The sequence below is a fragment of the Kitasatospora sp. NPDC101108 genome (assembly GCF_055584725.1).
The window spans coordinates 91,805-108,685 of sequence record NZ_JBVJLM010000004.1; the positions used below are offsets into that span (position 1 = coordinate 91,805).

Consider the following 16,881-nt stretch of genomic DNA (forward strand, 5'->3'; position numbering starts at 1 on the left):
CAGGTGTCGGCGGTCGGCGCCGGACCGGGCGCGCGGCAGGGCCCTCCCCGGCACGGTGTTCCTGGCGACCCCCGGAGAGGCTGACGTCCCGATGTCGAACGAAGACAAGCTCCGCGACTACCTGAAGCGGGCGATCGCCGATCTCCAGGAGACCCGCGAGCAGCTGCACGAGGTGACCGAGCAGCAGCGGGAACCGATCGCGGTCGTCGGGATGGCCTGCCGGCTGCCGGGCGGGGTCTCCTCGCCCGAGGAGCTGTGGGAACTGGTCCGGGACGGCGTCGACGCGGTGTCCGACTTCCCGGCGGACCGCGGCTGGGACCTCCCCGAGGGCTCCGTCACCTCCCGGCAGAGCGGATTCCTGCACGACGCCGGGGACTTCGACGCGGACTTCTTCGGCATCTCGCCGCGCGAGGCGCTGGCCATGGACCCGCAGCAGCGGCTGATGCTGGAGACCGCGTGGGAGGCGGTCGAGCGGGCCGGCATCGACCCGGGCTCGCTGCACGGCACCCGGACCGGGGTGTTCGTCGGGGCCGGCCACGGCGGCTACGACAGCGCCTCCACCGCCCACGGGCGGATCGACGGTGACGCCTCCGGGCACCTGCTCACCGGCAACACCGTCAGCATCGCCTCCGGCCGGATCTCCTACGTCCTCGGACTGGAAGGCCCGGCCGTCACCGTCGACACGGCCTGCTCGTCCTCGCTGGTCGCCCTGCACCTGGCCGTGCAGTCGCTGCGCCGAGGGGAGTGCACCCTCGCCCTGGCCGGCGGAGTGACGGTGATGTCCACCCCGCAGATGTTCACCGAGTTCTCCCGCCAGGGCGGCCTGGCCGCCGACGGACGGTGCAAGCCCTTCGCGGCCGCGGCGGACGGCACCGCCTGGGGTGAGGGCGCGGCCGTCCTGCTGGTCGAACGGCTCTCGGACGCCCGGCGCAACGGGCACCCGGTGCTGGCGGTGGTGCGCGGCAGCGCCGTCAACCAGGACGGCGCCTCCAACGGCCTCACCGCGCCGAACGGCCCGTCCCAGCAGCGGGTGATCCGGGCGGCCCTGGCCGACGCCGGGGTGGCGGCCCGCGAGGTCGACGTGGTCGAGGCGCACGGCACCGGGACCCGGCTGGGCGACCCGATCGAGGCCGCGGCACTGCTGGCCACCTACGGACAGAACCGTGAACGGCCCCTGCTGATCGGCGCGTTGAAATCCAACACCGGGCACACCCAGGCCGCCTCCGGCGTGGCCGGGGTGATCAGGACGGTGCTGGCCATGCGGCACGGCCTGCTCCCGCGCACCCTCCACCTCGACGAGCCGACCCCGCACGTCGACTGGACCGCCGGGTCCGCCGAACTGCTCGCCGAGGCCCGTGAGTGGCCGGAGACCGGACGGCCGCGCCGGGCCGGGGTGTCCTCCTTCGGGGTCAGCGGCACCAACGCGCACGTGGTGCTGGAGGCCGTCCCGGAGCCGGTGGAGGCCGAGCCGGCGGCGGAGGAGCTGCCGGGGGCCGTGCTGCCCTGGGTGCTGTCGGCCCGTGGTGACGCCGCCCTGCGCGCCCAGGCCGGACGGCTGGCCGCCCACCTCAGGACCCACGGTCCGCTCGCGTCGGCGGACGTCGCCCTCTCGCTCGCGACCGCCAGGGCGGGGCTGGAGCACCGGGCCGTCGTCCTCGGCCACGGCCCGGAGGAGCGGCTGCGCGCCCTGGACGCCCTGGCGGGCGGGGAGAGCGGAGCCGATGTCGTCCTGGGGACGGTGGACAAGGGGGCGACGGCGTTCCTGTTCTCGGGTCAGGGGTCGCAGCGGTTGGGGATGGGGCGGGAGTTGTATGCCCGGTTCCCGGTGTTCGCGCAGGCCTTCGATGCGGTGTGTGCGGAGCTGGACCTGCCGCTGCGGGAGGTCGTCTGGGGTGAGGATGCGGAGCTGCTGAACCGGACGGACTTCGCGCAGGCGGGGTTGTTCGCGGTGGAGGTGGCGCTGTTCCGGCTGGTCGAGTCGCTGGGCGTGCGGCCGGAGTTCGTGGCGGGTCACTCGATCGGTGAGGTGGCCGCCGCGCACGTGGCCGGTGTGTTCTCGCTGGCGGACGCCTGCACCTTGGTTGCCGCCCGTGGCCGGCTGATGGAGGCGCTTCCGGAGGGCGGCGCGATGCTGGCCGTGCAGGCCACCGAGGAGGAGGTCCGGCCGCTGCTGAACGACGCTGTCTCGACAGCAGCCGTGAACGGTCCGTCCTCGGTGGTCGTTTCAGGTGCGGAGGAAGCGGTCGCGGCGGTCGAGGCGCACTTCGCGGACCGCCGTACGACCCGGCTGCGGGTCTCGCACGCCTTCCATTCGCCGCTGATGGACCCGATGCTGGAGGACTTCCGTACCGTCCTCAACGGTCTGACGTACCACGCGCCGTCGATCCCGCTGGTCTCCAACCTGACCGGCGAGCTGCTCGCCGGCACGACCGAGGCGGACTACTGGGTGCGCCACGTCCGCGAGCCCGTCCGCTTCGCCGACGGCCTCCGCACCCTGCACGACCAGGGCGTCACCCGGCTCCTCGAACTCGGCCCCGACGGAGTCCTCAGCGCCATGGCGGCCGAATCGCTGCCCGGCGACGCGGCGCCGGTGGCCCTGCTGCGCAAGGACCGCCCCGAGGAGACCGCCCTGCTGGCGGCCCTCGCCCGGCTGCATGTGCGCGGTGCCGGACCGGACTGGACGGCGGTGCTCGCCGGCACCGGCGGCCGCCGCACCGAGCTGCCCACCTACGCCTTCCAGCGGCAGCGCTACTGGCTGCCCGAACTCCACCAGCGGGAAACCGGCACGCCCACGGCCGACCCGGTCGAGGACTCCTTCTGGGCGGCCGTCGAGGCGGGCGACCTGCGGGAGGCGTCGGCGGTGCTGGGCATCGCGGAGGAGGACACCGAGGCCTCGCTCGACCGCCTCCTGCCGGTGCTGTCCTCCTGGCGCGGGCAGCGGCGGCTGTTGAGCACGCTCGACTCCTGGACCTACCGGACCTCCTGGGTGCCGCTACCTGGTCTTACTGACGCCGTGCCCACCGGCCGCTGGCTCGCGGTCCTACCCGAGAGCACGGAGGGCACGGAGGCTGAGGCGAGCACGGAGGCTGAGGGGAGCACGGCGAGCACGGAGGGCACGGAGGACACGGCGGGCGCGCCGGCCGGGGACTGGCCCGCCGCCGTCCTGGCCGCCCTGGCCGCCCAGGGTCTGCGGATCGAACGGGTGACGGGGGCCCAGGCCCTGGCCGCACGGCTGGCCGCGGGAGCGGACGAGCCGGTCGCCGGTGTGCTGTCCTTCCTCGCGGCCGACGGCCGACCGGACCCGGAACACCCCGAGGTCCCCGGGTACCTGCCCGCCACCGTCGACCTGCTTCGGGCCCTGGAGGCCGCCGGTGGCCCGGCGCGGCTCTGGTGCCTCACCCGGGGCGCCGTCGCCGCCGACGCCTCGGACCGGGTGGCCGCGCCCGAGCAGGCCCAGCTCTGGGGCCTTGGCCGGGTCGCCGCGCTGGAGCACCCCCGGCGCTGGGGCGGCCTGATCGACCTGCCCGCGACGGCCGGCTCCCGGACGGCGGCCCAGCTGGTTGGCGTGCTGGCCCAGGCCGCCGAACAGCACGCCGACGCGCACGGCGCCACCGGACACCCCGCCGCCGGACAACGGCCCGTCGAGGACCAGGTCGCCCTGCGTGCCTCCGGTGCCCGCGCCCGTCGGCTGACCCGCGCCGCCGCCCCCGTACCGCCCGCCCCCGCCGCCCCCGTACTGCCCGCCCGCGCCGCCACGGGAGCGGCCGACGGGACGGGCTGGGCCCCGCCCGCCGGCACGATCCTGATCACCGGCGGGACGGGCGCGCTCGGCGCCCACGTCGCCCGCTGGCTGGCCGGGGCCGGAGCGGAACACCTGCTGCTGCTCGGGCGACGGGGCCCGCAGGCCCCCGGGGCGGGGGAGCTGGGCGAGGAGCTGGCCGCGCTCGGCGCCCGGGTGACCGTCGTCGCCTGCGACGCGGCCGACCGCGAGGCGCTGGCGGCCGTGCTGGCCGCCGTTCCGGCCGAGCTGCCGCTGACCGGCGTCGTCCACGCGGCGGGGGTGCTCGACGACGGGGTGCTGGACGGACTGACGGCCGAGCGGTTCGCCTCCGTGCTGCGGGCCAAGGCCGTCCCCGCCCGGCACCTCCACGAGCTGACGGCCAATCAGGACCTCGCCCTGTTCGTGCTGTTCTCCTCGATCACCGGGGTCCTCGGCAACCCCGGCCAGGCCAACTACGCCGCCGCCAACGCCTACCTGGACGCCCTGGCCGAGCACCGCCGGGCGGCCGGCCGGCCCGTCACCTGCCTGGCCTGGGGCCCGTGGGCCGGCGGCGGCATGGCGGGGGACCATCCGGCCCTGACCGGGCGGATGCGGCGCAGCGGCCTCACCCCGATGGACCCGGCGCGGGCAGTGGCGGCGCTGGGCCGCGCGCTCGGCGCCGGCGCCTCCGGTCTGACCGTGGCCGACGTGGACTGGAGCGTGCTCGCCCCCGCCCTCACCGCCGCCCGGCCGAGCGCGCTGATCGCGGGGCTGCCGGAGGCCCGGCGGGCCGGCGCCCCCGCCGTCGGCGCGGAGGAGCGCTCCCCGCTGGCCGGGCGGCTGTCCGGCCGTGACACCGCGGAGCGGCAACGCGTACTGCTGGAGCTGGTGCGCACCGAGGCCGCGGCCGTGCTGGGGCACACCGGCCCCGCGACGGTGGACGCCGCCCGGGCCTTCCGGGACCTCGGCTTCGACTCGCTGACCGCCGTCGAACTGCGCAACCGCCTCGCCGCCGCCACCGGTCTGGGGCTGCCCGCGACCCTGTTGTTCGACCATCCGACGCCGTCGGCCCTGGCCGGTCACCTGCGCACCGAACTGGACGGCACCGAGGCGGGACCGGCGGCCGCCGCGACGGTGACCGCCACGGTGACCGCCGCCGACGACGAGCCGATCGCGATCGTCGCGATGGCCTGCCGCTTCCCCGGCGGGGTGGACTCGCCGGAGGGCCTGTGGGAGCTGCTCGCCGAGGGGCGGGACGCGGTGGGCCCGTTCCCGGCCGACCGCGGCTGGGACACCGAGCGGCTGCACCACCCGGATCCGGACCACGAGGGCACCAGCTACGTCGCCGAGGGCGCCTTCGTCACCGGCGTGGCCGACTTCGACGCGGACTTCTTCGGGATCTCCCCGCGCGAGGCGCTCGCCATGGACCCGCAGCAGCGGCTGATGCTGGAGACCGCGTGGGAGGCCGTCGAGCGGGCCGGCATCGACGCCGGGGCGCTGCGCGGTTCGCGGACCGGCGTGTTCGTCGGCTCCAACTTCCAGGACTACCAGGTGGTGCTGGACGCGGCCCGGGAGGGCGTGGCCGGGCACGTGATGACCGGTAACGCCGCGAGCGTCCTGTCCGGCCGGATCGCCTACACGCTCGGGCTGGAGGGCCCGGCCGTCACCGTTGACACGGCCTGCTCCTCCTCGCTGGTGGCCCTGCACCTGGCCGCCCAGGCCCTGCGCCGGGGCGAGTGCGCGCTCGCCCTGGCCGGCGGTGTGACGGTGATGGCCACGCCGCAGGTGTTCATCGAGTTCTCCCGGCAGCGCGGGCTGGCCCCGGACGGCCGCTGCAAGCCCTTCGCCGCTGCCGCGGACGGCACCGGCTGGTCCGAGGGGGCCGGGGTGCTGCTGGTCGAGCGGCTCTCGGACGCCCGGCGCAACGGGCATCCGGTGCTGGCGGTGGTCCGTGGCAGCGCCGTCAACCAGGACGGCGCCTCCAACGGCCTGACGGCGCCGAACGGTCCGTCCCAGCAGCGGGTGATCCGGGCGGCCCTGGCCGACGCCGGGCTGTCGCCCGCCGAGGTGGACGCGGTCGAGGCGCACGGCACCGGGACCCGGCTGGGCGACCCGATCGAGGCCCAGGCGCTGCTGGCGACCTACGGGCAGGACCGTGAACTGCCGCTGCTGCTGGGCTCGGTGAAGTCCAACCTGGGCCACACCCAGGCCGCCGCCGGGGTCGCCGGGGTGATCCGGACGGTGCTCGCCCTGCGGCACGGCGAACTGCCGAAGTCCCTGCACATCGACACGCCGACCCCGCAGGTGGACTGGACCGCCGGCGCCGTGGAACTGCTCGCCGAGGCCCGGCAGTGGCCGGAGACCGGACGGCCGCGCCGGGCCGGGGTGTCCTCCTTCGGGGTCAGCGGCACCAACGCCCACGTGATCCTGGAGGCCGCACCGGCTGTCGAGCCCGTGCCGGCTGCCGAGCCCGCGCCGGAGCCCGTGCCCGAGCTCGCGCCCGTGCCCGAGCTCGCGCCCGTGCCCGAGCTCACGCCCGCGCCGGAGCGCGGGTCCGTGCCGCAGCCCGAACCCGCCGCGCCCGCCCACCCGTTGCCCTGGCTGCTGTCCGCCCGCACCCCCGGGGCGGTGCGCGAGCAGGCCCGCCGCCTGGCCGCCCGGGTGCGCGCCACCGGGCCCGCACCCGACGACGTCGCCCACGCCCTGGTCACCACCCGGGCGGCCCTGGAGCACCGGGCCGCCGTGGTGGCGCCGGACCTGGACGGTCTCCTGGGCGGTCTGGACGCGCTGGCCGAGGGCCGGGCCGTCCCCACCGTGCTGGAGGGCCGGAGCTCGGGCGACGGCGACCCGGTCCTGGTGTTCCCCGGCCAGGGCTCCCAGTGGGCCGGCATGGCCCTCGAACTGCTGCACACCGCACCGGCGTTCGCCCGGCGCTTCGCCGAGTGCGAGGCCGCGCTCGCGCCCTGGACCGGCTGGCCGGCCGGCGCGGTGCTGCGAGGTGACGCCGGGGCGCCCGGCCTCGACCGGGTCGAGGTGGTGCAGCCGGTGCTGTTCGCCGTCATGGTGTCGCTGGCCGAGCTGTGGCGCTCCTACGGCGTCCGGCCGGCGGCCGTGCTCGGCCACTCCCAGGGCGAGATCGCCGCCGCCTGCGTGGCCGGCGCGCTCTCGCTCGACGACGCCGCCCGGGTGGTCGCACTGCGCAGCCGGGCGCTGCGGCAGCTGGCCGGCCTCGGCGGCATGGTCTCGGTGGCCGAGCCGGTCACCGCCGTCCGGGAACGGCTCGGCCGCTGGGGCGAGCTGATCTCGGTCGCCGCCGTCAACGGCCCCGGCTCGGTGGTGGTCTCCGGCGAACCCGGCGCCCTGGACGAACTGCTCGCCGACTGCGAGCGGTCCGGCGTCCGGGCCCGCCGCATCCCGGTCGACTACGCCTCGCACTCCGCCCAGGTCGAGCGGATCGAACGCGAGCTGCTGGACCTGCTGGCCCCGATCACCCCGCGCAGCGCCGACATCCCGTTCTGCTCCACCGTCACCGGCGCGGTCGTCGACACCGCCGGGCTCGACGCCGCCTACTGGTACCGCAACCTGCGCCGGACCGTCGAGTTCGAACAGGCCACCCGCACCCTGCTGGCGGCCGGACACCAGCTGTTCGTCGAGGTCAGCCCGCACCCGGTGGTCACCACCGGCCTCCAGGAGACGATCGAGGACGCCGGCCTGCCCGCCGCCGCCCTCGGCACCCTGCGCCGCGACGAGGGCGGCCTCGGCCGCTTCCTGCTCGCCCTGGCCGACGCCCGGGTGCACGGCGCCCGGGTGGACTGGCAGCGCTGCTTCGCCGGTGCCGCCCCCCGGCCCGTCGAGCTTCCGACCTACCCCTTCCAGCGGCAGCGCTACTGGCCGCGCCCCGGTGCCGCCGGCGGCGACGTGACCACGGCCGGCCTCGCCGCGCCGGAGCACCCGCTGCTCGGCGCCGCCGTCGAACTCGCCCGGGACGGCGGCCTGCTGGCCACCGCCCGCTGGTCGCTGCACACCCACCCCTGGCTCGCCGACCACGCCGTCGCCGACACCCTGGTCGTTCCCGGCGCGGCGCTGGTCGAGGCGGTCGTCCGGGCCGGGGACGAGCTGGGCTGCGGCCGGATCGAGGAACTGACCCTGCACGCGCCCGTCCTGCTGCCCGAACGCGGCGCCCTCCAGGTGCAGATCGAACTGGGCGCCCCCGACGGCGCGGGCCTGCGCCCGGTCGCGGTGCACACCCGGCCCGCGGAGGCGGACGCACCGGACGCCTGGACCCGGCACGCCGAGGGCCGGGTCGGCCCGGCCGGCGCCGAGCCCGCACCGGAGACCGCCGCCTGGCCGCCGGCCGGGGCCGAGCCGGTCGACCTGGAGGGCTGGTACCCGGGCCTGCGCGCCGACGGGTACGGCTACGGCCCGGTGTTCCGGGGCGTGCGCGCGGCCTGGCTGCTCGGCGACACCGTCCACGCCGAGGTGGAGCTGCCCGAGCCGGCCCGCCCCGACGCCCCCCGCTACGGACTGCACCCGGCCCTGCTGGACGCGGCCCTCCACCCGGCCGGGCTCGGCCCGCTGCGCGGCCGCCCCGGACTGCCGTTCGCCTGGACCGGCGTCACCCTGCACGCCGCCGGGGCGACCGCGCTGCGGGTCACGCTCGCCCCGGCCGGATCCGACGCGGTCCACGTCCGGATGACCGACCCGGCCGGACGGCCGGTGGCCACCGTCGACGCCCTGGCCGTGCGCCCGCTCACCGGAGCCGCCCTCGACCCGGCCGCCCGGGTGGCCCGCGAGGCGCTCCACCACCTGGACTGGCAGGCTCTGCCCGCCCCGCAGGCCGCTCCGGCCGCCGCCCGCTGGACCGTCCTCGGCGAACCGCCCGTCCACGCGGCCGCGCTCGCCGAGGCGGGGATCAGCTTCGGCCCCGGGGGCGGCGTCGTCCTCCACCAGGCCACCGGACCGCACCCGCGGGCCGCGCTCGAAGGCGTCCTCGCCGTGCTGCGGGGTCACCTCGCCGGGGACGCGGGCGCGGGCGCAGGCGCAGGCGCAGGCGTGGACGCGGACGGGCACGCGGACGGGGACGGACACGGGGACGGGGCCGGGGCCGGCGGCGGGGACGCCACCCTGCTCGTCGTCACCCGCCGGGCCGTCGCCACCGACCCCGCCGAGGACGTCCACGACCTGCCCGCCGCGGCGGTGCACGGACTGGTCGGCTCCGCCCAGAACGAGCACCCCGGCCGGATCGTGCTCGCCGACCTGGACGACGACCCCGCCTCCTGGCGCACCCTGCCCGCCGCCCTCGCCGCAGCCCTGGCCGCCGGCGAACCCCGGCTGGCCCTGCGCCACGGCACCGTCCACGCCCCCCGGCTGGTCCACGCCCACACCGCCGCGCCGCTGCCCGTCCCCGACGGCCCGTGGCGCCTGGACGTCCGCACCAAGGGCACGGTCGACAACCTCGAACTGCTGCCCTGCCCGGACGCCGCCGAACCGCTCGGCGACGGCCAGGTGCGGATCGAGGTCCGGGCCGCCGGTCTCAACTTCCGGGACGTCCTCAACGCCCTCGACATGTACCCCGGCGGGGCGCGGCACCTCGGCTCCGAGGCCGCCGGCATCGTCCGGGAGACCGGACCGGGCGTCACCGGACTCGCCGTCGGCGACCGGGTGATGGGCATGGTCCCCGGCGGCTTCGGCCCGCTCGCCGTCACCGACCACCGCCTGCTCACCCGGATACCGCAGGACTGGACCTACGCCCAGGCCGCCTCCGTCCCCGTGGTCTTCCTCACCGCCTACTACGCGCTGCGCGACCTGGCCGGGCTCCGGGCCGGCGAACGCCTGCTCGTCCACGCCGCCACCGGTGGCGTCGGCATGGCCGCCGTCCAGCTCGCCCGGCTCTGGGGCGCCGAGGTGTACGGCACCGCGAGCGAGGCCAAGCAGCACCTGCTGCGCGCCGACGGCCTGCCCGGCACCGCCGTCGCCTCCTCCCGCACCCTCGACTTCGAGGACCGCTTCCGCACCGCCACCGGCGGCGCGGGCGTGGACGTGGTGCTCAACTCCCTCGCGGGGGAGTACGTCGACGCCTCGCTGCGGCTGCTCGCCCCCGGCGGCCGGCTGATCGAGATGGGCAAGACGGACGTCCGCGACGCCGAGGAGGTCGCCGCGGCCCACGGCGGCGCCCGCTACCGGGCCTTCGACCTCCAGGAGGCCGGCCCGGAGCGGATCGGGCAGATGCTCGCCGATCTGGTGGAGCTGTTCGAACAGGGCGCGCTGCGACCCCTCCCGCTCACCTGCTGGGACGTCACCCGGGCCCGGGAGGCCTTCCGGCACATGGCCCAGGCCCGGCACACCGGCAAGATCGTGCTCACCGTGCCGCGCCCCTGGGACCGGGAGGGCACCGTCCTGATCACCGGGGGCACCGGCACCCTCGGCGGCGAACTCGCCCGCCATCTGGTCACCGAACACGGCGTGCGGCACCTGCTGCTGGCCGGTCGCCGCGGCCTCCAGGCCCCCGGAGCGCGGGAGTTGAGCGAGGAGCTGGCCGCCTCCGGCGCCGAGGTCACGGTCGCCGCCTGCGACACCGCCGACCGCGCCGCCGTGGCCGCCCTGCTGGCCGGGGTGCCCGCCCGGCACCCGCTGACCGCCGTCGTGCACGCCGCCGGCATCCTCGACGACGGCGTGGTCGACGCCCTCACCCCCGAGCGGCTCGCCGTCGTGCTGCGGCCGAAGGCCGACGCCGCCCAGCACCTGCACGACCTCACCCGTGGCCTCGACCTCGCCGACTTCGTCCTGTTCTCCTCCGCCGCCGGTGTGTTCGGCTCGCCCGGCCAGGGCGGCTACGCCGCCGCCAACAGCTGGCTCGACGCCCTCGCCCAGCACCGCCGGGTCTCCGGCCTGCCCGCCACCTCCCTGGCCTGGGGCCTGTGGGCCCAGGCCAGCACCATGACCGCCCACCTCGGCGCGACCGACCGCGCCCGCGCCGAACAGTCCGGCGCGCTCACCCTCGACACCGCCGACGGCCTCGCCCTGTTCGACGCCGCCCTCGCCGCCCGCCGCGCCCTGCTGGTCCCCGTCCGGCTGGACACCGCTGCCCTGCGCGGCCGCGGCCCGGCCGAACTCCCGCCGCTGCTGCGCGACCTGGTCCGCACCCGGGCACGCCGCACGGCGCAGTCCGGGCCGGCCGCGGGCGGGCTGCCCGCCCGCCTGGCGGCCCTCGGCCCGGCCGAGCGCCACGCGGCGCTGCTCGACCTGGTGAGCGGCTGCACCGCGGCCGTCCTCGGCCACGGTTCGGCCGAACAGGTCCACGCCACCCGGCCGTTCCGCGACCTCGGCCTGGACTCGCTGACCGCCGTCGAACTGCGCAACCGGCTCAACACCGCCACCGGCCTGCGGCTGCCTGCCACCCTGGTCTTCGACCACCCCACCCCCGGCGCGCTCGCCGGGCACCTGGCCGAGGCCCTCGGCGGCCGGACCGCCGGCCCCGCGGCCGGCCCCGCGCCGGGCGCCGCCGACGAACCGGTCGCGATCGTCGGCATGGCCTGCCGCTTCCCCGGCGCCGTCACCTCCCCCGAGGAGCTGTGGACCCTGCTGGCCGGCGGCACCGACGCCGTCGCCGGCTTCCCCACGGACCGCGGCTGGGACCTCGAACGGCTCTACGACGGCATCCCCGACCACCCGGACTCCTCCCGCACCCGCCAGGGCGGCTTCCTCGACGCGGCCGCCTGGTTCGACGCCGACTTCTTCGGCGTCAGCCCCAACGAGGCGCTGGCCATGGACCCGCAGCAGCGGCTGCTGCTGGAGACCGCCTGGGAGGCGGTCGAACGCGCCGGCATCGACCCCGGCACCCTGCGCGGCAGCCGCACCGGGGTGTTCGCCGGCCTGTCCTCCAGCGACTACCTCGACCGGGTCACCCGCATCCCCGAGGAGGCCGCCCCGTACGTCAACACCGGCAACGCCGTCAGTGTCGCCTCCGGCCGGGTCGCCTACACGCTCGGGCTGGAGGGCCCGGCGGTGACGGTGGACACCGCCTGCTCCTCCTCCCTGGTGGCGCTGCACCTGGCCGTGCGCGCGCTGCGCGGCGGCGAGTGCTCGCTGGCCCTGGCCGGCGGCGTCACCGTGATGTCCACGCCGATGATCCCGGTCGACTTCGCCCGTCAGCGCGGCCTGGCCGCGGACGGCCGCTGCAAGCCCTTCGCCGAGGCGGCCGACGGCACCGGCTTCTCCGAGGGCGTCGGCGTGCTGCTGGTCGAACGGCTCTCGGACGCCCGGCGCAACGGGCACCCGGTGCTGGCGGTCGTCCGTGGCAGCGCGGTCAACCAGGACGGCGCCAGCAACGGACTCAGCGCCCCCAACGGTCCGTCCCAGCAGCGGGTGATCCGGGCGGCCCTGGCCGACGCCGGGCTGTCGCCCGCCGAGGTGGACGCGGTCGAGGCGCACGGCACCGGGACCCGGCTGGGCGACCCGATCGAGGCCCAGGCGCTGCTGGCGACCTACGGGCAGGACCGTGAACTGCCGCTGCTGCTGGGCTCGGTGAAGTCCAACCTGGGCCACACCCAGGCCGCCGCCGGGGTCGCCGGGGTGATCCGGACGGTGCTCGCCCTGCGGCACGGCGAACTGCCGAAGTCGCTGCACATCGACACGCCGACCAGCCACGTGGACTGGTCCCAAGGGGCCGTGGAACTGCTCACCGAGGCCCGCGCCTGGCCGGAGACCGGCCGGCCCTGCCGGGCCGGGGTGTCCTCCTTCGGACTCAGCGGCACCAACGCCCACGTGATCCTCGAAGCGGCACCCGAATCCGGGGGCGTCCAGCCCGGTGCCGTCGAGCCCGGTGCCGTGCCGGCCGGTGCCCCGGAACCCGGTGCCCCGGAACCCGGTACCCCCGAATCCGGAGCCCTGCCCTGGCTGCTCTCCGCCCGCAGCGCCCAGGCGCTGCGCGGCCAGGCCCGCGCCCTGCTCGGCCACCTCGACACCGCCGCCCCGGCGCCGCTCGACCTCGCCCACTCGCTCGCCACCCGACGGGCCCTCCTGGAGCACCGGGCCGCCGTCATCGGCACCGGCCCCGCGGAGCTGCGCGCCGGACTGGCCGCCCTCGCCGACGGCACCCCCGCCCCCGGCGTGGTCACCGGCCGGCACGCCGCCGGGCGGGACCGCCGGGTCGTCCTGCTGTTCCCCGGCCAGGGCTCCCAGTGGGCCGGCATGGGCGCCGAACTCCTGGACAGCTCACCGGAGTTCGCCGAGACCATCGCCGCCTGCGAACAGGCCCTGGCGCCCTGGACGGACTGGTCGCTGAGCGCCGTCCTGCGCGGCGCGCCGGACGCCCCGGCACTGGACCGGGTCGACGTCGCCCAGCCCGCGCTCTGGGCCACCATGATCGCGCTCGCCGCCTGCTGGCAGGCCCACGGGGTGACCCCCGCCGCCGTGCTCGGCCACTCCCAGGGCGAGATCGCCGCCGCCTGCGTGGCCGGCGCGCTCTCCCTGGAGGACGGGGCCAAGGTGGTCGCCCTGCGCAGCCTGGCCATCGCCCGCGAACTGTCCGGCCACGGCGGCATGGTGTCCGTCCCGCAGACCCACGCCGAGGTCCTGGCCCGGATCGAACCCTACGACGGCCGGATCTCGGTCGCCGCCGCCAACGGCCCCGCCGGGGTGGTGGTCTCCGGCGAGCCCGAGGCCCTCGACCGGCTGCTGGCCGGCTGCGAGCAGGACGGCATCCGGGCCAAGCGGATCCCCGTCGACTACGCCTCGCACTCCGCCCAGGTCGAGCGCATCGAGCGGACCCTGCTCACCGAACTCCACGGGATCACCACCCGGGAGGCCCGGATCCCGTTCTTCTCCACCGTCACCGCCGACTGGCTCGGCGACACCCCGCTGGACGCCCGGTACTGGTACCGGAACCTGCGCCGCACCGTCCGGCTGGAGGAGTCCGTCCGCGCCCTGCTCGCCCAGGGCCACGACGCCTTCCTCGAATGCAGCCCGCACCCGGTGCTGGCCATGGCCGTCGAGGACACCGCCGCCGACGCGGGGGCCCGGGCCGTGGTGCTGGGCACCGTCCGGCGCGAGGACGGCGGCCCCGCGCGGCTGCTGACCTCGCTCGCCGAGGCGCACGTCAGCGGGGTGCGGATCGACTGGGCCCCCGCCCTGGCCGGCGGACGCCCGGTGGACCTGCCGACCTACGCCTTCCAGCGTCGCCGCTACTGGCTCGCCCAGGACACCGCCGCCGCCGGCCCGACCGACCCGTCCGGACTGGACCGCGCCGTCCACCTCGCGGGCGACGACACGATCCTGCTCACCGGCCGGATCGGCACCGCCACCCACCCCTGGACCGCCGACCACCGGGTGCGCGGCACCGCCGTCGTTCCCGGCACCGCCCTGCTCGACTGGGCCGTCCGGGCCGGCGACGAGGCCGGCTGCCCGGCCGTCGCCGAACTCACCGAGCACAGCCCGCTGGTCCTGCCCGAGCACGGCACCCTCGACCTCCAGCTCACCGTCGGCCCGGCCGGCGAGGACGGCCGGCGGCCCCTCACCGTCCACGCCCGCCGCACCGACGCGCCCGGGTCCACCCCGTGGACCCGGCACGCCGCCGGCACCCTCGCCCCCGCCGGGGCACCGTCCGCCGCCCGGCCGGCGTCCCAGGACGCCCTGCCGCCGGACACCGGCACCGGGACCCCCACCGATACCCCCACCGACACCCACACCGACACCCACGCCGGACCGGACGGGTACGGCGAGCGCTTCCGCACCGTCCGGTCGCTCGCCCGGCGAGGCGAGGAGCGGTACGCCGAGGTCGCCCTGGCCGAGGAGCACCGGGCCGAGGCGGCCGGCTTCCGGCTCCACCCCGCGCTGCTCCAGGGCCTGCTGGCCGCCACCGGGGCCGGCGCGGACGCCGGCGCCGCCGCCCAGCCCGCCCACTGGCGCGGGGTCACCCTGCACGCCACCGGCGCCACCCGGCTCCGGGTCCGGCTCACCCCGGGCCCCGACGGCAGCCACGCGCTCAGCGCCGTCGACCCGGACGGCGCCCCCGTGCTCACCGTCGAGGCCGTCACCGCCCGCCCGATCGCCGCCGACCGGCTCGGGCCCGAGCCGGAGCCGCTGTACGCGGTCGAGTGGTGCCCGGTGACCCCCGGCGAACCGCGCGGAACCGTCGCCCTCCTGGGCGCGGACCCGGCAGTCACGGACCCGGCAGCCATGGACCCGTCGGCCACGGACCCGGCAGTCACGGACCCGGCAGCCATGGACCCGTCGGCCACGGACCCCGGTCCGGCCGCCGCGCCCGGTGCCCCCCGCTACGCCGACCTGGCCGAGCTCACCGCCGCCCTGGACGCCGGCGAGCCGGCCCCCGACACCGTCGTCCACCGTCTCACCACCGCCGACGGCGACGACCCCGTCACCGCCACCCACCAGGCCGTCCGGGCCGCCCACCGCCTCGCCCGCGCCTGGCTCGCCGAACCGCGCCTGGCCGGCTCCCGGCTCGCCCTGCTCACCCGGGGCGCCGAAGCCGCCGTCCTCGGAGAGGACGTGACCTCCCTCGCCCAGGCCGCCGTGCACGGACTGATCCGCTCCGCGCAGTCCGAGGAGCCCGGCCGGTTCCTGCTGCTCGACCTCGACGACGACCCGGCGTCCACGGCGGCCCTGTCCGCCGCCCTCGCCGTGCCCGACGAGCCCCGGCTCGCCGTCCGGCACGGCCGGGTGACGGCCCCCCGGCTGCGCCCGCTGCCGGTCCCCGGGCCCGGGCAGACGTCCACGGACCGTCCGGCCTGGTCCTGGAACCCCGCCGGCACCGTCCTGATCACCGGAGGCACCGGTACCCTCGGCGCACTGGTCGCCCGCCACCTGGTCACCGCACACGGCGTACGCCACCTGCTGCTCACCGGCCGGCGCGGTCCCGCCGCGCCCGGCGCGCAGGCCCTGCGCGAGGAACTCACCGCCCTCGGCGCCACCGTCACCGTCGCCGCCTGCGACACCGCCGACCGGGCCGCCCTGGACGCCCTGCTCGCCACCGTCCCGGCCGAGCACCCGCTCACCGGCGTCGTGCACGCCGCCGGCGTCCTGCACGACGGGCTCCTCACCAACCTGACGGACGAGCAGCTCACCGAGGTGCTGCGCCCCAAGGCCGACGCCGCCTGGCACCTGCACCGCGCCACCGCGCACCTGGACCTTTCCGCCTTCGTCCTCTTCTCCTCCTTCGCCGCCACCGCCGGCGGACCGGCCCAGGCCAACTACGCGGCCGCCAACGCCTTCCTCGACGCGCTGGCGCACCGGCGCCGGGCGGAGAGCCGCCCGGCCGTCTCGCTCGGCTGGGGATACTGGGGAGAATCGAGTGCGATGACGTCCACGCTGGACGCCGTGGACATCGCCCGCTTCGCCCGCTCCGGCATGCTGCCGCTCCCGGCCGCCCAGGGCCTCGCCCTGCTCGACGCCGCGAGCACCGTGGACCGCCCCCACCTCGCCCCCGTACGGCTCGACCGGTACGCCCTGGCCACGGCCGGCGCTCCGCCGCTCTTCGCCGACCTGCTGCCCCGGCGCACCACCGCGCGGCCCACGGCCGCCGGCACCGCCACCGGCGGCGAGCGCGGGGTCCCGGACCGGCTGGCCGGCCTCGGCGCCGCCCAGCAGGAGCAACTGCTCCAGAGCCTGGTGATCGGCCACCTGGCGGCCGTGCTCGGCCACGCGGAGCCCGACGCGCTCGATCCGGAACGCGGCTTCCTGGACCACGGCATGTCCTCGCTGGCCGCCGTCGAACTGCGCAACCGGCTGAACGCCGAACTCGGACTGCGCCTGCCCACCACCACGGTCTTCGACCACCCGTCACCGGTCGCCCTGGCCGGCCGGCTGCGCGAACTCCTGGGCGCGCCGACGGACGCCGGAGCCCCGGCCCGGCCCGTTTTCGCCGAACTCGACGTCCTGGAGACCGCGCTCACCGGCGCGCTCGACAGCGCCGCCCTGGACCAGACGTCCCGCGCCCGGCTGCTCACCCGCCTCAAGAGCCTCCAGTGGCGGCTCGACGACGGCGCGACGGAGCCGGCCGACGGCGACCCCGAACCGGACGCCGGACTCGACGGCAGCACCGACGACGAGATGTTCGACCTGATCGACCGCGAACTCGGACTCGCCTGACCGCCGCAGGCACACCC

The 16,881-nt window shown here is 77.4% G+C and carries 1 protein-coding gene; it reads left to right on the top strand.

Annotated elements, in window-relative coordinates; genetic code table 11:
* Positions 1-91: 91 nt before the first annotated feature.
* Positions 92-16,864 (top strand): type I polyketide synthase, encoded by a 16,773-nt coding sequence (locus ACZ6Z8_RS11505; protein WP_465608530.1) that lies wholly within the window; start codon positions 92-94, stop codon positions 16,862-16,864.
* Positions 16,865-16,881 lie beyond the last annotated feature (17 nt).